The organism is Rhizobium johnstonii 3841 (genome assembly GCF_000009265.1).
GTDB classification, from domain to species: Bacteria; Pseudomonadota; Alphaproteobacteria; order Rhizobiales; family Rhizobiaceae; genus Rhizobium; species Rhizobium acaciae.
The window spans coordinates 1,456,554-1,474,596 of record NC_008380.1 but is presented as its reverse complement, the minus strand read 5'-3'; the positions used below and the strand labels follow the sequence as shown (position 1 = coordinate 1,474,596).

Here is an 18,043-nt window from a genome sequence, read left to right as displayed (position 1 = left end):
GGCACCCATTATCAGGAATAAAACCGTGACCATCACGATTACGACAGCCCCCTGCTGCTGGGGCGTTGATGACGTCAACAATCCAAACCTTCCCGCCTGGGAGCGCGTCTTCGACGAGGCGACGGCGGCCGGCTACGGCGGCCTCGAACTCGGGCCCTACGGCTACGTGCCGCTCGATGATGCGCTCGTTGCAAAGGCGCTCACCGAACGCAATCTCTTCATCGTTGCCGGCACGATCTTCGACGATCTCGTCTCGCCTGAAAATCGGGAGACATTGCTGCGGCAGACGGAGGAAATCTGCGCCGTCATCACCAGGCTGCCGCAGCCGGAACAGGTGGCGGGCCAGCGGTTCAGGACGCCCTATCTCACGGTCATGGACTGGGGGCACGACGAGCGGGACTATGCCGCCGGCCATTCGGATCATGCGCCGCGTCTCGACGACAAGGCCTGGACCGGGATGGTCGCCAACATCACGGCAATCGCCGAACTCGCTCACCGCAAATACGGCGTGCGCGCCGTCATCCACCCGCATGCGGGCGGATATATCGAATTCGCCGATGAGATCGAGCGGGTGGCAGGTGACATTCCGCAGGAGATCGCCGGCTTTTGCCTCGACACCGGCCATAGCTATTATGCCGGCATGGATCCCGTGGAGATGCTTCGCCGCTATGCCGACAGGCTGGACTACGTCCACTTCAAGGACATCGACCAGACCGTCTTCGACCGTGTGCTTGGCGAGAAGATCCGCTTCTTCGAGGCCTGCGGACAGGGCGTGATGTGCCCGATCGGCCGCGGCGTCATCGACTACCCCGCCGTCAGGCAGACACTCGAGGAGATCGGCTATCACGGCTTCATCACCGTCGAGCAGGAGCGCGATCCGAGGAATGTCGCCGGCAGCCTCGAAGATGTGAAGCAAAGCCGCGATTACCTCAGGTCGGTCGGTTTTTAGGGAAAAGATGATGACGAATGACAGGCAAAGGCCGATCCGCTGGGGCATGGTCGGCGGCGGCAGAGGCAGCCAGATCGGCTATATTCATCGCTCGGCGGCGCATCGCGACGACGTCTTTGCCCTTGCGGCGGGCGCCTTCGATATCGATCCCGAACGCGGCCGCGCCTTCGGCCTCGATCTTGGGCTCGACGAAGCCAGGAGCTACCGGGACTATGCGGCGATGTTTGCGACTGAGGCCGGGCGGGCCGACGGCATCGAGGCCGTGTCGATCGCAACACCCAACAACACCCATTTTGCGATCTGCAAGGCAGCACTCGAACATGATCTGCATGTGATCTGCGAAAAGCCGCTCTGCTTTACGACCGCCGAAGCCGAGGAGCTGAAGGCGGTTTCGAAGGCGCGCGGCCGTATCGTCGGCGTGACCTATGGTTATGCCGGCCATCAGATGATCGAGCAGGCACGCGCGATGGTCAGGAATGGCGATGTCGGCGAGATCCGCATCGTCAACCTGCAATTCGCCCATGGCTTCCATAGTGCTGCGGTGGAGGAGCAGAACCCCGCGACGCGCTGGCGCGTCGATCCGAAATTCGCAGGTCCCAGCTATGTGCTCGGCGATGTCGGGACCCACCCGCTTTATATCGCCAAGGTCATCCTGCCGCACCTCAAGATCAGGCGTCTCCTCTGCACCCGCCAGAGCTTCGTCAAAAGCCGCGCGCCGCTCGAAGACAATGCGGTGACCCTGATGGAATATGATAATGGCGCGATCGCCACCATCTGGTCGAGCGCCGTCAATGCCGGCTCCATGCACGGCCAGAAGATCCGCATCGTCGGCTCGAAGGCCAGCATCGAATGGTGGGACGAGCGGCCGAACCAGCTCTCTTACGAGATCCAGGGCGAACCGGCCCGCATTCTCGAGCGTGGCATGGACTATCTCTATCCCGAGGCCAGAATCGACGACCGGATCGGCGGCGGTCACCCGGAAGGTCTCTTCGAAGCCTGGGCGAACCTCTATCGCCGCTTCGGCTTTGCCATCAACAGAGAGCGCGGCCTCGGCCCTGCGGGGATCGAAGACCTCGTCTTTCCCGATGTCGACGCCGGACTGGAAGGAGTGCGCTGGGTCGAAAACTGCGTACGGTCCGCCGATGCCGGCGGGGTCTGGCTGGACTATCGCTAAAGCATGTCGCGCAAAAGTGTGCCGCGGTTTTGCGACAACGGCATGCGTAAAAACAAAGAGCTAAAGCGCGACGAGCGAATCCGAAAGATCGCGACGCGCTTTAGGTCGTGAACTGCGGTGCGGCGCTGTGCTCAGATAAGCGGGTCGTCATCTTCCGCCGCCTGCGGCGCGCGGCGAGGCGTGCTGTCGTTGGCGGCTTTCTTAGGCCCCTCGGCGGCTGCCTCAGGGACTTTCTTGACGCTTTCGCCGCCGGCGTCTTCTGCGGCTGGCTTCGGGTCGCTCTTTTTCACGAAACGGATCATGGGTCATTTCCTGCTTCAACAGTAGGAGCGCTCCGCACATATATCGGAGCGCTCTGGAAAAACGGTGTCAGACGGCAAGCGCCGTGGCGCAGCCTTGGACACTTCGGCTATCGGCTGAAGTCTGGCCGGGCATGGTCGCCCAACCGCCGGCCTCAACGAACTGACGCTGTTTGTAGCCTTCGGTAATCGCCTTGAACTCGATCAGTTTAGCGCTCGCATCCGGCGCCGCCTTGAATCGCTCGACGCAGATGGCCGACGCCAGTTCTCCGCGTGCGGTGTCGCCAGCGGCGGCTGCCGCTTTGCTTGATGTGCCGCCTGTGACCCAACCTCCCCAGCTGAAGCCGATGATCATCGTGGCGATCGCCGTGACGACGCAGGCCCAGGCGAGAAGCGTCTTGGACGGCTGGTAACTGTCGAAACGCTGGGTAATCGATGTCTTGCTGCTGCTCTGTACGGACATTGGAATTTTCCCTGTTTGTTATTCGGGTTGTGCCGTCCGGCGACGCCGGACCGGGTCAAGCTGGCCTCAGTATCCCATAGCGCCCATGCCGCCATTTCCGGCCGCAGGCGCAGAATCTTTCGCGGGAATGTCGGCGATCATCACCTCGGCGGTGATCAGCAGCGCCGCGATCGAACCGGCGTCCTGCAGAGCGGTGCGCACGACCTTGGCAGGATCGACGATGCCGGCCTCGATCATATCGACATAGGTCTCCGTCTGTGCGTCGAAGCCCTGATTGTGATCATTGCTGCCGGCGAGTTTCCCCACGACGATGGAGCCCTCGAACCCGGCATTGTCGACGATCTGCCGGATCGGGGCTTCGAGCGCCCTGAGCACGATCGAGATGCCCGCCGTCACGTCGGCGTTCTCCCCCGTCAGCCCGGTCAGCGCCGACTTCGCGCGCAACAGTGCCACGCCGCCGCCGGGTACGATGCCCTCTTCGACCGCCGCACGGGTGGCGTTCAGCGCATCGTCGATGCGGTCCTTCTTTTCCTTGACCTCCGTCTCGGTCGCGCCGCCGACGCGGATGACCGCGACGCCGCCGGCGAGTTTCGCCAGGCGTTCCTGCAGTTTTTCCTTGTCGTAGTCGGAGGTGGTGTCTTCGATCTGCGCCTTGATCTGCTGGATGCGCGCCTGGATGGCCGCTTTCTCGCCGGAGCCGTCGATGATCGTGGTGCTTTCCTTGTCGATCAGCACGCGTTTGGCGTGGCCGAGCATATCGAGCGTGACGTTCTCGAGCTTGATGCCGAGATCCTCGGAAATCATCTGGCCGGCGGTCAGCACGGCAATGTCTTCGAGCATCGCCTTGCGGCGATCGCCGAAGCCCGGCGCCTTGACGGCTGCGACCTTCAGGCCGCCGCGCAGCTTGTTGACGACAAGCGTCGCCAGCGCCTCGCCTTCGACGTCCTCCGAGATGAGGAGCAGCGGCTTGCCGGTCTGTACGACGGCTTCCAGGATCGGCAGCAGCGCCTGCAGGCTGCCGAGTTTCTTCTCGTGAACGAGGATATAGGGTTCCTCCAGTTCCACGCGCATCTTCTCGGCATTGGTGACGAAATAGGGCGAGAGATAGCCGCGATCGAACTGCATGCCCTCGACGACATCGAGTTCGGTTTCGGCAGTTCGCGCCTCTTCGACCGTTATGACGCCCTCATTGCCGACCTTGTCCATCGCCCTGGCGATCATCTCTCCGATGGTGGCGTCGCCATTGGCGGCAATGGTGCCGACCTGTGCGATCTCGCCTGACGATTTGACCTTCATCGCCCTCGCCTTGATTTCCTTGACGACGGCGATAACGCCGAGATCGATGCCGCGCCTCAGATCCATCGGGTTCATGCCGGCAGCGACGAGCTTTGCGCCTTCGCGGAAGATGGAGGCGGCGAGCACCGTTGCCGTCGTCGTGCCGTCGCCGGCAAGATCATTGGTCTTCGAAGCCACCTCGCGCACCATTTGCGCGCCCATGTTCTCGAACTTGTCTTCGAGCTCGATCTCCTTGGCGACGCTGACGCCGTCCTTGGTGATGCGCGGTGCGCCATAGGCCTTGTCGATGACGACGTTGCGCCCCTTCGGGCCAAGCGTCACCTTGACGGCATTGTTGAGCAATTCGACGCCGCGCAGCAGGCGGTCGCGCGCGTCGGTGGAGAACCTGATTTCCTTGGCAGACATGATATTTCTTCCCAGTTCGGTCTTGAGTTGCGGGTCACAAATTTTCGACCCTCAGGCGGCTTTGCCGGCAGCCGCTTCGGTCTTTTCGACGATGCCCATGATGTCGGTCTCCTTCATGATCAGAAGGGTTTCGCCATCGATCGTGACCTCGCTCCCCGACCATTTTCCAAACAGAATGAGATCACCGACCTCGACATCCAGCGGGACGAGATTGCCGCTTTTGTCGCGCAGGCCCGGGCCGACTGCGACCACTTCGCCTTGCTGCGGCTTCTCCTTGGCGGTGTCTGGAATGATGATCCCGCCCTTGGATTTGACATCGCCTTCCGCACGCCGAATGACGACGCGGTCGTGAAGTGAACGGAATTTCATAGAGGTCTTTCTGCTGCCGGCGCGTAGGGCGGCTGCAATTCATAAATAGCACCCGTGGCACTCGATTGATAGGAGTGCCAAGAAATATTGTTCAAGCAGGGAATTTCTTTAAAAATTCTGGAAATCGATTTGAGCGGATATTTGGTAATAATCAGGAAATGAATAGAATTTTTACGCCATCGCGCTCAATTTTATTTAACGTGTCGTTGAGTTAATTTAGCGTTTTTCATAGATAAATCCGAATTATCTTGATTTAAGCTCAATCGAGGCGCAATGATAGGCCTCGTCGATTTGGCCGACTTGGCTTCGCGGTGTCAGAGACCTACGACCCGCCATCACCACTGAATTTTCGATAGCAATCTATGACGTCGTTCCGGCGTCGATTTCGTCTATTCCGATCCGGAATGAGCTTGGCGCTGACCGCGGATGTACCGGCAGCCTCGAGTTCGTCCGGGTCGGATCTCAACGATACAGGAAACGCACCTGTATCTTCCTGCGGAGGCCTCAGCCGTGACCAGTCGCACCACACAAACCGTCGTCCGCTTTTCCTCCCCATTCCGCCTGTCCGGTTTCGACGGGGCGCAGCCAGCCGGAGAATACCGCGTCGATTATGATGAGGAATTGATCGATGGCGTTTCCAGGCTTGCCTGGCTGAGGGTCGGCGCCTTCATCCACCTGCCGGCGATCGCCGCGCAGAGTTCGACGCAGCAGATGATGCCTATCCACCTGTCAGATCTCGAAACCGCGCTCGAAAAGGACCACAAACCGTCATGACCGCTACGCGCATCCCGCAACGCAATGGACGCTCGATCCGGCGCGAGGCAGCAACACATATCTTCAAGGTGGGACAGACCGTCCGGGTGAAGGACGGGTTCCTGGTTGTTCCCTCCAAGCTCCCCGACACATACCGCATTACCGCCACGCTGCCTCTGAGAGGAAATATGCTGCAATACCGCATCCGCAGTGACGATGAACGTCATGAGCGGGTCGCGGCGGAAGACAGCCTGGAACTGGTAAACCTATCGCCCGCCGGCAGCGGCGCAACACTGATCGAGAGGACGTTTGGCCATGGCCACGGCCCGAATGACGAAAGGTTGACATCGTGAACAGCCATGAAGGCGAAGCCGAACGAAGACGGAATGCCTTTGCCGTCCACTCATGGGAAGCGCCCGGCCGCTACTCCATGGAGATCGAACACGACCGCCGGATCGAATCCGCCCGCTCGTGGACCGTCTATCGTGTCTCAGCAAACGTTCCAGTGCACGCCGATCATGCCGTGATCGGCAAGAGCCGTTCGCAGGCCGGGAAAGACATGATGTCCTTTAATCTCCTCAACATAGGATACCGGAAGGAATGGCTGAGGCTGTCGGGCGCCGCTCGGAGTGCTCGCAAGGTCCCGCCGGTCCAACCGTGGCGCTAGCTTTTCTAAACCAAAGCCGTAGCTTCGATGCTGCGAGAAATGCTGTGCGCTTCGTCGGCCATGACGGCATGTTCCAGGTGTTGTTCTTCATCGAGGTTGGCGCTCTGGCGAAATCCGACACGACATTGCAAAGAACCGAGCCTTCGGAAACGAGGTGGCTTTCGTCGTTCGACGCCCTGCGCAACTCCATTCAGGACGTGGCACACAAAGCCTATTCTTACCGCCGCCGCGCCTTCTATACTCTAACTGCGGCGGATTTCCGCTAGGCGGATCCGGACGCGCGGGAACGCTCCATGTTGATCCGTTACGGCTATGAAATTACGCTGACCTGCCCGCAGCCGACCGCATTGGTATGCCTGTTGTCGGTTCATGATGATCGTGCGGCCGACATCAGAATTCCGGAAACGGTCTTCACCACCCCTGATGTTCCCACTTCGACTTATCGCGACCTCTTCGGCAACCGCTGTCTTCGGCTGGTTGCCCCAGCGGGCGACCTGACCATATGGGGCGATGCGACGATCGAAGACGACGGCAAACCGGACAGGTCGCTGCCGGGCGCCAGGGAGATCCCGGTTTCGGAGTTGCCGGATGATTGCCTCGTCTACCTGATGGGCAGCCGCTATTGCGAAACGGACCGCCTCAGCCAGATTGCATGGGATATGTTCGGCACCGTCTCACCCGGCTGGGGCCGCGTTCAGGCGATCTGCGACTTCGTTCACGGCCATATCCAATTCGACTATATGCAGGCGCGATCGACGCGGACAGCCTTCGAGGCGTTCCACGAACGTATCGGCGTCTGTCGCGACTTCGCGCATCTCGCGGTGGCGTTGTGCCGCTGCCTCAACATTCCAGCCCGATATGTCAACGGCCATCTCGGCGACATCGGTGTTCCCGTCGTCGACCCGATGGACTTCAGCGCCTGGATCGAGGTCTTCCTCGACGGTGCATGGCATACATTCGATCCGCGCAACAACACGCCGCGGATCGGTCGTATCATCGTCGCACGCGGGCGCGATGCTGCCGACATACCGCTCATCAATTCCTTCGGACCGCATGTGCTGAAGGCGTTTCGCGTCTGGACCTATGAGGTGAAGAACCTGCAGCAGATGCAAAGCGTCGCCGAGAGCGCTGTTTAGAACGACCTGGACGGATGCGGCAATGTCCGGCCTCAGGCTTTGCCGCAGGCGCCAGCTGTCGCAGGATTGCCTCTCCCACACACTTTGGCGCGACGTGCTTTAGAACGGCGGTTGAAAGATGTCGGCGTCGTGCCATCTTGGTTGTGAGCAGTCATTATCGGAAGATAGGGAGTTTCGCAGTCCATGTTCGATCATATCTCCATCGGCGTAAAAGACCTGGAAAGAGCCCGCCGTTTCTACGATGCGGCGCTGGCGCCGCTCGGATATGAGCGCCTGTCCAATTCCGACACCACGATCGGCTACGGCCCGGAAACGGTCGGGCTCTGGGTGATGCAGGTCGAACAGCCTGTTGTTGCCGACATGCGATCGGGGCTGCATTTCTGCTTCGTCGCGCCGAACGAGGCGGCGGTCGATGCCTTTCACGCGGCGGCCATCGCATCCGGCGGCACGGATAATGGTGAACCGGGTGTGCGGCCGGATTACGGGCGCTTCTATTATGCCGCCTTCATCATCGACCCGGACGGCTACCGCCTCGAAGCGTATTTTCACAAAGGCGAGCTATAACGGACCGTCAGGCAGCGGCTCTCGGAATGGATACGCAGCAGCCGGAAGCTTCGAGCGCTTTATTGGCTACATCGATGAACAGGCGACGGAACCAGCGCGCCCGGCCGTCCGTCTGGTCGACTCGGCGATAAAGCATCGTCACGGGATCGGCCGGCAGCGAAAGCGGCGGCTCGCAAAGCATCAGCCCATGTAACTGCGCCATGCAGCGACCGATCGATTCCGGCACGGTGGCAATGGCGGGCATCGCCTTCAGCACCATCGGCAGAGCGGAAAAGCGCGGGACGGTCGCCACCACCTGTCTCACATCGCCGGTGCGGTTCAGCGCCATGTCGATACCGGTCGAGGTGTTGCCTTCAAACGAGACGGTGACATGCGCGACTTTGGCGAAATCCTTGAGGCTCAACGGCGCCTTCAGCCCGAGCTGAGCTTCATCGTAGATGCAGATCGAGACTTGGTCGAACAGCGGCGCGCGAATGTGCCAGGAGGCGGGCTCGTCGTGCATCGCGACGCTGAAATCGAAGACACCTTCATCCAGCCGGCGTGCGGCATCGCGCTTTTCGGAAGCGATACCGATCAGCCGGGCGCCGGGTGAAAGCTGGAGAAGACGGGCGGCAAGCGGACCGAAGAAAGCCGATTCGAGATTGTCGCACATGCCGATGCGGAACTCGCCCTGCCAGCTTGCCGGATCGAACTCGGCCTGCGGGCGGATGGCGCGCTCGATGCCCGACAGCGCATCCTCGATCGCCGGGGCGATGGAAAGGGCGCGCGGTGTCGGCTGTAGGCCGCGCCCGACACGCACGAACAATTCGTCGTCCAGCGCCTCGCGCAGGCGCCGCAAGGCGGCCGACAGACCTGGCTGGCCGAGCAGCAGCCGCTCGGCGGCGCGACTGACATTGCGCTCCTGCATCAGCACCGAAAAGGCCAGCAGGAGATTGAGGTCGATCTTGCGAAGAGTGGCATCATTCATCATTGTCAGTAATACCTGGCATGGCTACTATCAATTTGCAATAGGAAAGGAAGCTGTACATTTTCTCGTTCCCTGCCGCCCGGCAACCTCCCCCGATGAGGCGGCAGCAACGAAGGAACGATTTCGATGACTCTTTCCAAATCGCGAAGCGGGGCGGGGCTGGCATTGCTGCTGCTTTGCACCGCCAATTTCCTCGACGCCATGGACGTCTCCACCATCGGCGTTGCCTTGCCTGCCATCCAGGCCGAACTCGGCATGGAGGCGACATCGCTGCAATGGGCCGTCAGCGCCTATGTGCTCGGCTATGGCGGCTTCCTGCTGCTCGGCGGCCGGGTCGCCGACGTCTTCGGCCATCGCCGCGTCTTCCTCTGGTCGCTGGCGATCTTTGCCGCCGCCAGCATCGCCGGCGGCTTCGTCGATAGCGGGCCGACGCTGATCGCCGCCCGCTTGATCAAGGGCATTGCCGCCGCCTTCACCGCGCCTGCCGCCCTTGCGCTGCTGCTCTCCGTCTTCGGCGAGGGAACCGCACGGGCAAAGGCGCTCGGGGTCTTCGCCTCGACCGGCGCCACCGGCTTCGTGCTCGGCATGGTGCTCGGCGGTGCCGCAACGATCTTCAGCTGGCGGGCGACGCTTGTCATGGGCGCGCCCGTCGCCATCCTGACACTCCTTCTTGCGCCGCTGGCGCTGCCGGCCGACCCGAAAAGGACAGGACCGCGGCCGAGCTTCGACTGGGCCGGTGCGCTGACGATCACCCCCGGGCTGCTGCTCTTCGTCTTCGGCATCACCAATGCCGCGGCCGCCGGCTGGCAGGCTTTTGCGACCTGGGGTTCGCTCGTCGCGTCGCTGGTGCTGATCCTGCTCTTCCTCGTGGTCGAAGCGCGCCATGCCGATCCGATGGTGCCGCTCGGCATGTTCCGCCGGGCCAAGCTCCGGCATGCCAATGCCATCGCCGCCCTCTTCCAGGGCGCCTATGTCGGCTTCCAGTTCCTGGCGACGCTCTATTATCAGAACGTCATCGGCTGGTCGGCCTTCACCACCGGCTTCTGCTTTGCGCTTGGCGGCGTCTTCGTGATGTTCCTGGCGCCACGTTTTGCGACGCTCGCGCAAAATCGCGGCGCCACCGGGCTGATGGCGGCGGGTGTCGGCCTGCAGGCGTTCAGCTATATCTTCTGGGTGACCGCACTCGGACATGTCGACCCGATCCTGCTCGTGCTGTTCTCGCAGATCCCGCTCGGCCTCGGCTACGCCATGACCTACCCCTCGGTGCAGGTCGCAGCCCTTTCCGACGTGGAGGACGACAAGTCGGGGCTCGCCTCCGGGCTGCTCTTCGCCTCTTTCCAGATCGGCGGCGGCATCGTGCTTGCGGCGGCCTCGGCAGTCTTCGGCGCCGCACCGCATTTCGGCTGGAACCCCTATGTAGCCGGCATCGCTTTCGTAGCGCTGCTTGCGGTGGCGATTACCCTGCTTGCAGCCGCCGGTCCGCGGGCATCGGCCGCCCGGAGACCCACCTACCAGGCGGCGGAATGACCTCCATCGGCCCGCACCCTGACCGGTGCGGGCTCCTCATGAACCGGAGCGACAGCTGCAAAGAATCCCGTTGCGTTGCCTGGGTGAAAGGCGCATGGTCGCAACTTCGGCAGCCAGTGTAAGGGCGCTGCCGACTGAGGGTTTTTATACCCTTGCCCCGATGAAAGGAGGACCGATGTCTTCCACTTTCGAAAAGTCGCATCTGACTTCGTCCGATCTCGACATGCTGCAAGGCGTGCTCGACGACGCTGGCTACGACGCCAAAATCCTGATCGGTAACGAACGTGTCTTCAACGTCGCCGCTATGCTGTTGATCCGGCTGTTCGAAGAGGGCGTCACCTCGCCGGCCATGCTCTCACAAGCGCTCGAACACCATTTCGGCAAGCTGAAAACGCCGCCGAAACCGGTAACACCCGTCTTTAACCGATATGCGATACAGGGATTGCCCCGCGAAAGACGCGCCGCCGTCTAGAGCATGATGCCGAAAAGTGTGAGCGGTTTTCGGACGACATCATGCTCTCACTGATGTTCTAAAGCGCGTCGCGATCTTTCAGATTCACTCCTCGCGCTTTAGGTCTTTGTTTTTACGCATGCCGTTAGCGCAAAACCGCTTCACACTTTTGCGCGACATGCTTTAGCGGCAAGCGAGCCGCCCGGCTCCGAAGGAATATTGTGCGAAAAGCCCTCTTGCTTTGTATCTGCGTCGCAGCGGCCGGTTATTTCGGATGGGTGCAATTCGGGGCTTACCAACAACGCGAGCAGGCTAGAGATCTTGTCGACATCGACAGGGAGCGCCGGGTGGCGCTCCTGGAAATCGATGGCTGCCGGGCAAAAGTGGATCTGCTTCTGTCGATGACAGACCGTCTGCTCAAGGCCGGCGGCATGCTGGTGCCGCTCGATATCGGACGGGACATAGAACTCTGTTTGGCCCGCGGCATCATGTCTGCATCAGGCCGCGCGGAGATGGAAAGAACGAAGCTGATCCGCCTGTTTCCCGTGAATGACTAAGCGCGTCGCAAGATTCATCCCTCGAGCTTTAGCCCTATTGTTTCGCACGCCGTTATCGCAAACCGCTGCCCAGTTTTGCGCGGCACGTTTTATCCCCTGTGGAAATATGGCTTTCCTGCGGCGGTGGCCTTAATGGCACCTCAATTTTACTCTATAAGGGGGCTCGCTGATTTGGCCGATGCGGCATTTGCGGTGACCGGATTTCCGGCCCCGCCATTTTCCCGATCGCGAAAGCATGGTGACGTCCCGCCTCAACGTCGGGTTTGGCTTTCGGTGACCTCTCCGGTCATCCGCCTCCAGACTGCGATGCGGTTTCAGCAGGCATCATTTTCATTCCATCCCTGCGGCCCGGTGTTGTCGGGCTGCCCCTCATGACGATCCCGCGATCTCCGATCGCGACCGACAAGCGGGGCGAATACCACGCAGGCTGCGGCTTTCAATTTCGATCTAAAGGGAGAATTTATCGATGGCAAAAGGACAGGTAAGAAGCAATCGCGAGGTCCGGAAGCCGAAGAAGGACAAGCAGGCAGCGAAGGTGGAAAGCACATTCGCCAATCAGATGAAGACGGCGACCAAAACCGCCCCGCAGGGCAGTGCTCCAAAGAAATAGAACCTCTTATCGAGCCCCCGCTCCGCCCCCGTGCGCACAACAGCGCAAGTGATTGCGCGTCTTGTCGAACGCGCCGCGCTCCGGCGTGACACCATCACCCATTGACATGTTTTCAGAAAAACAGGAATTGCTGTAATCATGACCACTCTTCATACGATGTACCACTTCGACTATCCGCTCTTCCTCATTCGTTCGGCCGTGGTGATTGCACTCGGCTTTTCGGCGATCGCCGCCTTTCACGGCGTCACTCTGTGATCGGATCTACGCGCCGCAGCGAGTGCGAGGAAATTCAAGTGGCCCCTATGGGTGAGCCCGACGACAACCCGGAGCGATCCGAAAACCCGGATCGATCCGCGGAGCAAGCGGCGCTTTTCGCTGAAAAGCGCTGGCTGAAGATCCTTGCCGGATATCGCCAGCCGCGGGCCGGACGCAGCGCCTTCGAGCTTGCCGTCACCGTCGTCCCCTTCGCGCTGTTTTGGGCTGCCGCATGGGCAGCGGTTCATTACAGCTTCTGGCCCGGCCTGATCCTCGTCCTTCCCGCCGCCGCTTTCCTGCTCCGGCTGTTCATGATCCAGCATGATTGCGGCCACGGCTCGTTTTTCGCCCGTCGCCGCGTCGACGACTGGGTTGGACGCACGATCGGCATCCTGACGCTGACACCTTACGACTATTGGCGCCGGGCGCATGCTGAACACCACGCCTCGGCCGGAAACCTGGACGAACGCGGCGTTGGCGACATCGAAACGCTGACGATCGCCGAATATAACGCGCTGTCGCACTGGGGCCGGCTCGGCTACCGGCTCTACCGGCACCCGATCGTGATGTTCGGGATCGGACCGGCATGGCTGTTCCTCTTCAAGCAGCGCCTGCCTTTCGGCATGATGCGCTCCGGCGCCCTGCCCTGGATCTCGACCATGGCGACCAACCTTGCCATCGCAATGGTCGCCGCGCTGCTGATCTGGGCGGTCGGGATCGTCCCCTTTTTACTGGTGCATCTTCCGACCGTGCTTCTGGCAGGTGCTGCCGGCGTCTGGCTGTTCTACGTCCAGCATCAATTCGAGGAAACACATTGGTCGAAGGAGCCGGACTGGCAGTTCCAGTATGCGGCCCTGCACGGCGCCTCGCATTACGACCTGCCGCCGGTGCTGCGCTGGATCACCGGCAATATCGGCATCCACCACGTGCATCATCTGTCGAGCCGGGTGCCGTATTACCGGCTGCCGGAGGTGCTACGAGATCATCCTGAGCTTGCCGATCTGGGCCGCATCACGCTCATGGAAAGCCTGCGTTGCGTCAAGCTGGTGCTGTGGGACGAACAGACGAAACGACTGGTCTCGTTTCGCGAGGCGGCGCGGCTTGCCGCAGCATGATGACGGGGCGTTAGAGCGGTTTAGCTTTCACGGAAGCGCAGAGCCGCTCTAACCTTTTGCCTGCATCCAACTCCAGGGAGAGCCGCCTCCTTCCCTGGAATTGTTTAGCGATAACCCATCACGTCAGCCGGTCTGCCCGGCTCCTGCACTTCCACCATGTAGCGCCAGCAATCCGGCCGCGAACCGTCGATATCGTCGAAGCCATAGGTCTTGGCCACTCCGCCGCTCGACAGCGACTGACCGTTCCAGCGGGCGCGATCGGGATCGGCGGCGATCGCCGCAACGGCCCGGCCGACGAAGCGCGGGGTTTCGGAAATGGCGAAATGCGGCTGCACCTTCGTCGCCTCGCGCCAGTTCTCCTCGCGAACACCATAAGCATCCAGCATCATTTCGGAGCGCAGCCAGCCGGGCGTGATCGAAACGGCGGTGGCGCCGTGTTTTTCCAAATCTTGCGCATGCGCCCAGGCCATGCGGGTGACGCCTGTCTTGACGAGGTCGTAAAAGGGCGACAGCCGGTAATGGGTGGCATTGTATTCGGCCGTGCCGTCGGTCATCTCCACCAAAAGCCCGCCGGGCCGCTCGATCATCAGCGGCAGGGCGTAATGGGCGGTGATCAGATGCGTCTCGATGCCGAGCTGCAGCATGCGCAGGCCCTTGTCCAGCGAATGCTCCCAGACGGCCTTGTCCCATTCGAACAGCTTCTCGCAGCCCCAGATGTCGTTGACGAGAATATCGAGCCGGCCGGCTTCGCCGCGGATGCGGGCGACCAGCGCCTCGACCTGTTGCTGGACGAGATGGTCCACCTGCACGGCAATGCCCTTGCCGCCGGCTGATGTCACCAGCTCGGCCGTCTCCTCGATCGTCTCCGGTCGGGCATACTCGGATTGCTGGGCGCGCGTCGTGCGCCCGGTCACGTAGACGGTGGCGCCGGCGGCACCAAGTTCCACCGCGATGCCTCGGCCGGCGCCGCGCGTAGCACCCGCCACCAAGGCCACTTTCTCCCGCAAGTTCGCTGTCACTTCTCCATCCTCCACGCTAGAACGCCTCATGCCGTAATAGAAGCGCCAGGATTTAACCGCACGCCTTGTTTATAAACGAATGATCGTTTATATATAACGTGAATGCAAGAGGAATTTCATGCCGCGCCGCCGCACACTGTCCGACGAACAGCTTCTCGCCATGGTGCTCGCGTTGATTCATGCCGAGGGGCCGGATGCAGCGACCTTTGCGGCGGTGGCGAAAGCGAGTGGACTTTCCGGCTCGACGCTGGTGCAGCGTTTCGCCACGAAGGCGGCGATGCTGCGCGCCGCGCTGCTTTACGCCTGGGACCGGCTGGATGCGGAAACGGCGCGGCTTGCCGAGACCGTCCCGAAAACGCCGGAAGGCGCCATGACGCTGCTTGTCAGCCTGTCGCAGGATTACGGCGACAATGCCGCCGCATATGGCGAGGGATTGCTGGTGCTCCGCGAGGATTTCCGCGATCCGGTGCTGCGTGCCCGGGGTGGGGCCTGGGGAACGGCACTGACGACGGCGATCGCTCGATGTTTCGGATCGGCGACTGCGCCGGAGACGATTGCCCGGCTGATGCTGTCGCAATGGCAGGGTTCGCTCATCTGGTGGGGTTTTAGCGCCGAGGGGCCGGTGGCCGCCTATGTGGAGACGGAGCTTCGGCGCTTCCTCGCCGCGGTACCTGTCCATTCAGCTTAGGATACCGTGAAGATCATCGCCTTGATAAAATAAAGTAAAGCGGCGGTCGCGACGATGGTCGCCAATGTGAGCAGCAGTCCGATCAGGGTGACGAGACCATCCCGCTCCATCAGGGCAACGGCGAGCACCACCAGCGAAAACACCGGCAGAATATTACCGAAGGGTATCGGCAGCGCGATCACCACGGCGAGCAGGAAGACAGGAACGCCGAGAAGCGCCTGCACCGTCGGGCCGGTGAGGGCCTCCAGCCGGCCGGCGCGCACGACCTTCTCCACCCGGGCGATCACCGGGACCGCGTGACCCACGACGAGATCGAGCGCCGCGGACGAAACCCGGCGATCCCTGACGATGGCGGGCAGCCAGACCTTCCGGCCGCCCGCAACGATCTGGAGGGAGACCAGCGCGAGCGCGGTACCGAAAACCATTCCGAACGGCCCGGGAATCGGGGTCAGCGCCGGGATTGCCAGGAACAGGATGGTGAAGGCGATGCTCGTCGAGCCCATCGCCTCCAGAGCCTCACCGATGGAGAGGCCACCCTTCACCCGAGCGAGTTCCAGCATCTCCCGGAGCCGCGCGGTGGCCACACCGCGCGGCCGCCGTCTATTTCCGTCTTGATCAGACATCACGCAGTCCATTTTTCAGCTGGCAGCTGTCACGCACCCTCGTCGGCTCCCTTCAGGGCGCCGACGAGGGCTGCGCATTGCGGGTCGCTGCCGTCGAGAAGTTCGGCCGGCGCGGTATGGCCGATCGCTATGCTGACGACTGTGGCCGCCGCCCAGCCGTAGTCGCCGGCGGCGCGCTCTATGAGCTTCGGCCCCTGGGATGTCAGGCAGGCCTGGGACTGGCGGACGATCTCCACGGGAAGCCGGGCGCGCTCGGCCTGTTGCTGTATCTCAGCCTGCAACGGATCGACGACGAGCAGGGCAAAAATCCAGCCGATGAAATTCGAAATCATATCTGTTTCCTTCGTTTTGTTAACGTATTCCCTCGCACAGCCCGCTCAGGCGGGCTGCTGCGGATCCCGCGTCTTGAGGAGGCTCCAGACCACGCCGGCAGCGATGATCGCGAAGGTGATGCTGAGCGAGAGCGCGGCCGGGAATTTTTCAAGGCCCAGCAGATCGGCGAGGAAGATTTTCGAGCCGATGAAGATCAGCACGATGGCAAGCGCCGGCTTCAGGTAACGGAAGCGATGAATCATCGCCGCAAGCGCGAAGTAAAGAGCGCGAAGGCCGAGGATCGCGAAGATGTTCGAGGTGTAGACGATGAACGGATCGGTGGTAATCGCGAAGATCGCGGGGACCGAATCCACGGCGAAGATGACGTCGGCCACTTCGACCATCACCAGCGCCATGAAGAGCGGCGTGATGAACCAGGTCACCCTCCCCGTCCTGGGATTTGCCTTTCTGACGAAGAACCGTTCGCCGTGATGTTCCTCGGTGACGTTGAAGCGGCTGCGCATGAAGCGCACGAGGATGTTCTTCGAGACATCAGGCTCCGCCTCCTTGATGACCAGCATCTTGATGCCTGTGACGACCAGGAAGGCGGCGAAGACATAGAGAAGCCAGGCGAATTCGGCGACCAGCGTCGCGCCAACGCCAATCATGATGGCGCGCAGCACGATGACGCCGAGAATGCCCCAGAAGAGCACCCGGTGCTGGTAAATGCGCGGCACGGCAAAGAAGGAGAAGATCAGGGCGATGACGAAGACGTTGTCGAGGGCCAGCGTCTTTTCGACGACGAAGCCCGTCATATAGGCAAGGCCGGCCTCGGAGCCGAGGTACCACCATACCCAGCCACCGAAGGTAAGGCCGAGCGCGATATAGAGAGCGGAAAGCCTGACGCTTTCGCCGACGCCGATTTCCTTGTTCTGCTTATGAAGAATACCGAGGTCGAACGACAGAATGGCGATGACGAGGGCGAAAAAGCTCGACCACATCCAGAGCGGCGTTCCCAGCCACTCGACGAACAAAAAAGAGAGATTCAAGGATAGTCCCCTGCGGCACTGGTTGTCGGAGAAGGGTCCGACATCGCAAGAGTGCCGAAGCTCTCGCCAGAGGGGCCCGGACCAGCGGGTCGCACCGCAAGTAGGGTCTCACTTTTCAATAATCAAGCAGCGGCCAGTGCCAATTTTATATGTCACGCCGGAGATAAGGCGTGCGCTGTGCGAATGCGTCATTCGCCCCGCAAGAGAAAACCTTCGCCAGCCGTATCAGGCGTCCTCATCGTCCTTCTCCTCGCCCACGGTCAACGGCCAATCGACGACGTAATCTTCGAGATCGTCGAGATCGATCTCATTTTCGTTGATCGAGCGGCCTCGCGCGGAAATGCCGGCGGCATGGACGGTCTCCGGGTCGCCGGAGACGAGCGGGTGCCACCAGTAGAGGTCGCGGCCTTCATTGACCAGCCGGTAGCCGCAGGTGGGCGGCAGCCAGGCGATATCGGGCACATTCTCCTTGGTCAGTTGCACGCAGTCCGGCACGAAATCCCAGCGGTTCTCATAGCTGGAGCAGCGACAGCTTTCGCCATCGAGCAGCTTGCAGCTGACCGAGGTGAAATAGATATCGCCGCTATCCCATTCCTCGATCTTGTTGAGACAACAGAGGCCGCAGCCGTCGCAGAGGCTTTCCCACTCGGGGACGCTCATTTCGGCAAGCGTCTTGCTCTTCCAGAAAGGCAGATCGTTCATCGTTCGTTTCTTGCAACAGCGACCCGCAAATTCGCGTGACCCTGATGCATCTCTCTTGTTATCAGCCGCAAAATCAATCAATCCTTCAATATA

Annotated in this window: 24 protein-coding genes; 14 read left to right on the top strand and 10 right to left on the bottom strand. The window is 61.3% G+C overall.

The window, feature by feature from the left end; genetic code table 11:
• The first annotated feature begins 25 nt into the window (after window positions 1–25).
• Window positions 26–949: a TIM barrel protein gene (locus RL_RS07360; RefSeq protein ID WP_011651118.1), complete on the top strand. Its 924-nt coding sequence runs from the start codon at window positions 26–28 to the stop codon at window positions 947–949.
• A gap of 7 nt (window positions 950–956) precedes the next feature.
• Window positions 957–2,123 (top strand): Gfo/Idh/MocA family protein, encoded by a 1,167-nt coding sequence (locus tag RL_RS07355; protein ID WP_011651117.1) that lies wholly within the window; start codon window positions 957–959, stop codon window positions 2,121–2,123.
• 131 nt (window positions 2,124–2,254) lie between these two features.
• Here the strand turns inward: RL_RS07355 and RL_RS40085 are convergent, their stop codons facing one another.
• The 4 genes from RL_RS40085 to groES all read right to left on the bottom strand — a co-directional run bounded on the left by RL_RS40085 (window position 2,255) and on the right by groES (window position 4,955).
• Window positions 2,255–2,425, bottom strand: coding sequence for a hypothetical protein (locus RL_RS40085; RefSeq protein WP_165422409.1), 171 nt, complete (start codon window positions 2,423–2,425; stop codon window positions 2,255–2,257).
• Window positions 2,426–2,492: 67 nt separating this feature from the next.
• Window positions 2,493–2,885, bottom strand: a complete 393-nt coding sequence (locus RL_RS07350; protein WP_003546705.1) for a hypothetical protein — start codon at window positions 2,883–2,885, stop codon at window positions 2,493–2,495.
• Window positions 2,886–2,951: 66 nt separating this feature from the next.
• Window positions 2,952–4,586, bottom strand: coding sequence for a chaperonin GroEL (gene groL / locus RL_RS07345; RefSeq protein ID WP_011651116.1), 1,635 nt, complete (start codon window positions 4,584–4,586; stop codon window positions 2,952–2,954).
• Between the two features lie 51 nt (window positions 4,587–4,637).
• A complete protein-coding gene (groES, locus tag RL_RS07340; RefSeq protein ID WP_011651115.1) occupies window positions 4,638–4,955 on the bottom strand; it encodes a co-chaperone GroES in 318 nt (105 codons plus the stop codon).
• Between the two features lie 510 nt (window positions 4,956–5,465).
• Here groES and RL_RS07335 point away from each other — a divergent pair.
• From RL_RS07335 to RL_RS07310, 6 genes are all read left to right on the top strand, one after another.
• Window positions 5,466–5,729 carry a hypothetical protein gene (locus RL_RS07335; protein WP_011651114.1) on the top strand — a complete coding sequence of 88 codons (264 nt, stop codon included), beginning with the start codon at window positions 5,466–5,468 and terminating at the stop codon, window positions 5,727–5,729.
• Window positions 5,726–6,061: a hypothetical protein gene (locus RL_RS07330; protein WP_011651113.1), complete on the top strand. Its 336-nt coding sequence runs from the start codon at window positions 5,726–5,728 to the stop codon at window positions 6,059–6,061. Before RL_RS07335 ends, RL_RS07330 begins: the two co-directional genes overlap by 4 nt.
• Window positions 6,058–6,375 (top strand): hypothetical protein, encoded by a 318-nt coding sequence (locus tag RL_RS41115; RefSeq protein WP_011651112.1) that lies wholly within the window; start codon window positions 6,058–6,060, stop codon window positions 6,373–6,375. Before RL_RS07330 ends, RL_RS41115 begins: the two co-directional genes overlap by 4 nt.
• Window positions 6,366–6,641, top strand: coding sequence for a DUF1488 domain-containing protein (locus RL_RS07320; protein ID WP_003546691.1), 276 nt, complete (start codon window positions 6,366–6,368; stop codon window positions 6,639–6,641). Before RL_RS41115 ends, RL_RS07320 begins: the two co-directional genes overlap by 10 nt.
• A 27-nt stretch (window positions 6,642–6,668) precedes the next feature.
• Window positions 6,669–7,511, top strand: coding sequence for a transglutaminase-like domain-containing protein (locus RL_RS07315; protein ID WP_011651111.1), 843 nt, complete (start codon window positions 6,669–6,671; stop codon window positions 7,509–7,511).
• A 183-nt stretch (window positions 7,512–7,694) separates the two neighbouring features.
• The gene (locus RL_RS07310; RefSeq protein ID WP_011651110.1) at window positions 7,695–8,075 is read left to right on the top strand and encodes a VOC family protein; all 381 of its coding nucleotides are present in this window, start codon (window positions 7,695–7,697) and stop codon (window positions 8,073–8,075) included.
• Window positions 8,076–8,082: 7 nt separating this feature from the next.
• Here RL_RS07310 and RL_RS07305 read toward each other — a convergent pair whose 3' ends face one another.
• Entirely contained in the window at window positions 8,083–9,045 is a 963-nt protein-coding gene (locus RL_RS07305; protein WP_011651109.1) for a LysR family transcriptional regulator, read from the bottom strand.
• A gap of 123 nt (window positions 9,046–9,168) precedes the next feature.
• Between RL_RS07305 and RL_RS07300 the strand changes: the two genes are divergently transcribed.
• From RL_RS07300 to RL_RS07285, 5 genes are all read left to right on the top strand, one after another.
• Entirely contained in the window at window positions 9,169–10,569 is a 1,401-nt protein-coding gene (locus RL_RS07300) for an MFS transporter (RefSeq protein WP_011651108.1), read from the top strand.
• 94 nt (window positions 10,570–10,663) lie between these two features.
• On the top strand, window positions 10,664–11,041 hold the full coding sequence (locus RL_RS07295) for a hypothetical protein (RefSeq protein WP_011651107.1): 378 nt from the start codon (window positions 10,664–10,666) through the stop codon (window positions 11,039–11,041).
• A 200-nt stretch (window positions 11,042–11,241) separates the two neighbouring features.
• Entirely contained in the window at window positions 11,242–11,577 is a 336-nt protein-coding gene (locus RL_RS41110) for a hypothetical protein (RefSeq protein WP_011651106.1), read from the top strand.
• 466 nt (window positions 11,578–12,043) lie between these two features.
• Window positions 12,044–12,187 carry a hypothetical protein gene (locus RL_RS40080; protein WP_003546677.1) on the top strand — a complete coding sequence of 48 codons (144 nt, stop codon included), beginning with the start codon at window positions 12,044–12,046 and terminating at the stop codon, window positions 12,185–12,187.
• A 302-nt stretch (window positions 12,188–12,489) separates the two neighbouring features.
• The gene (locus tag RL_RS07285) at window positions 12,490–13,557 is read left to right on the top strand and encodes a fatty acid desaturase (protein WP_011651105.1); all 1,068 of its coding nucleotides are present in this window, start codon (window positions 12,490–12,492) and stop codon (window positions 13,555–13,557) included.
• A 104-nt stretch (window positions 13,558–13,661) separates the two neighbouring features.
• On the opposite strand, the gene RL_RS07280 is transcribed toward RL_RS07285, so the two are convergent.
• Complete coding sequence (locus RL_RS07280; protein ID WP_011651104.1) at window positions 13,662–14,576, bottom strand: SDR family oxidoreductase; 915 nt, start codon at window positions 14,574–14,576, stop codon at window positions 13,662–13,664.
• 118 nt (window positions 14,577–14,694) lie between these two features.
• On the opposite strand from RL_RS07280, the gene RL_RS07275 reads away from it, so the two are divergent.
• Entirely contained in the window at window positions 14,695–15,264 is a 570-nt protein-coding gene (locus RL_RS07275; protein ID WP_011651103.1) for a TetR family transcriptional regulator, read from the top strand.
• Here the strand turns inward: RL_RS07275 and RL_RS07270 are convergent.
• The 4 genes from RL_RS07270 to RL_RS07255 all read right to left on the bottom strand — a co-directional run bounded on the left by RL_RS07270 (window position 15,261) and on the right by RL_RS07255 (window position 17,950).
• The gene (locus tag RL_RS07270) at window positions 15,261–15,887 is read right to left on the bottom strand and encodes an exopolysaccharide biosynthesis protein (protein WP_011651102.1); all 627 of its coding nucleotides are present in this window, start codon (window positions 15,885–15,887) and stop codon (window positions 15,261–15,263) included. The two genes, RL_RS07275 and RL_RS07270, sit on opposite strands and share 4 nt — an antisense overlap.
• A gap of 29 nt (window positions 15,888–15,916) precedes the next feature.
• Window positions 15,917–16,219 (bottom strand): hypothetical protein, encoded by a 303-nt coding sequence (locus RL_RS07265; protein ID WP_011651101.1) that lies wholly within the window; start codon window positions 16,217–16,219, stop codon window positions 15,917–15,919.
• A gap of 45 nt (window positions 16,220–16,264) precedes the next feature.
• Complete coding sequence (locus RL_RS07260; protein ID WP_011651100.1) at window positions 16,265–17,248, bottom strand: TerC family protein; 984 nt, start codon at window positions 17,246–17,248, stop codon at window positions 16,265–16,267.
• A 225-nt stretch (window positions 17,249–17,473) separates the two neighbouring features.
• Window positions 17,474–17,950 (bottom strand): YcgN family cysteine cluster protein, encoded by a 477-nt coding sequence (locus RL_RS07255; RefSeq protein ID WP_011651099.1) that lies wholly within the window; start codon window positions 17,948–17,950, stop codon window positions 17,474–17,476.
• Window positions 17,951–18,043 lie beyond the last annotated feature (93 nt).

Excerpts from the sequence above, each read along its gene's own strand:
- RL_RS07350 (WP_003546705.1), bottom strand. The coding sequence starts at position 2,885 with ATGTCCGTACAGAGCAGCAGCAAGACATCGATTACCCAGCGTTTCGAC.
- RL_RS07315 (WP_011651111.1), top strand. The coding sequence starts at position 6,669 with ATGTTGATCCGTTACGGCTATGAAATTACGCTGACCTGCCCGCAGCCG.
- RL_RS07355 (WP_011651117.1), top strand. The coding sequence starts at position 957 with ATGATGACGAATGACAGGCAAAGGCCGATCCGCTGGGGCATGGTCGGC.
- RL_RS40080 (WP_003546677.1), top strand. The coding sequence starts at position 12,044 with ATGGCAAAAGGACAGGTAAGAAGCAATCGCGAGGTCCGGAAGCCGAAG.
- RL_RS07300 (WP_011651108.1), top strand. The coding sequence starts at position 9,169 with ATGACTCTTTCCAAATCGCGAAGCGGGGCGGGGCTGGCATTGCTGCTG.
- RL_RS07270 (WP_011651102.1), bottom strand. The coding sequence starts at position 15,887 with ATGTCTGATCAAGACGGAAATAGACGGCGGCCGCGCGGTGTGGCCACC.
- RL_RS07305 (WP_011651109.1), bottom strand. The coding sequence starts at position 9,045 with ATGATGAATGATGCCACTCTTCGCAAGATCGACCTCAATCTCCTGCTG.
- groL (WP_011651116.1), bottom strand. The coding sequence starts at position 4,586 with ATGTCTGCCAAGGAAATCAGGTTCTCCACCGACGCGCGCGACCGCCTG.
- RL_RS07330 (WP_011651113.1), top strand. The coding sequence starts at position 5,726 with ATGACCGCTACGCGCATCCCGCAACGCAATGGACGCTCGATCCGGCGC.
- RL_RS07285 (WP_011651105.1), top strand. The coding sequence starts at position 12,490 with ATGGGTGAGCCCGACGACAACCCGGAGCGATCCGAAAACCCGGATCGA.
- RL_RS07255 (WP_011651099.1), bottom strand. The coding sequence starts at position 17,950 with ATGAACGATCTGCCTTTCTGGAAGAGCAAGACGCTTGCCGAAATGAGC.
- RL_RS07295 (WP_011651107.1), top strand. The coding sequence starts at position 10,664 with ATGGTCGCAACTTCGGCAGCCAGTGTAAGGGCGCTGCCGACTGAGGGT.
- RL_RS40085 (WP_165422409.1), bottom strand. The coding sequence starts at position 2,425 with ATGATCCGTTTCGTGAAAAAGAGCGACCCGAAGCCAGCCGCAGAAGAC.
- groES (WP_011651115.1), bottom strand. The coding sequence starts at position 4,955 with ATGAAATTCCGTTCACTTCACGACCGCGTCGTCATTCGGCGTGCGGAA.
- RL_RS07310 (WP_011651110.1), top strand. The coding sequence starts at position 7,695 with ATGTTCGATCATATCTCCATCGGCGTAAAAGACCTGGAAAGAGCCCGC.
- RL_RS07265 (WP_011651101.1), bottom strand. The coding sequence starts at position 16,219 with ATGATTTCGAATTTCATCGGCTGGATTTTTGCCCTGCTCGTCGTCGAT.
- RL_RS07275 (WP_011651103.1), top strand. The coding sequence starts at position 14,695 with ATGCCGCGCCGCCGCACACTGTCCGACGAACAGCTTCTCGCCATGGTG.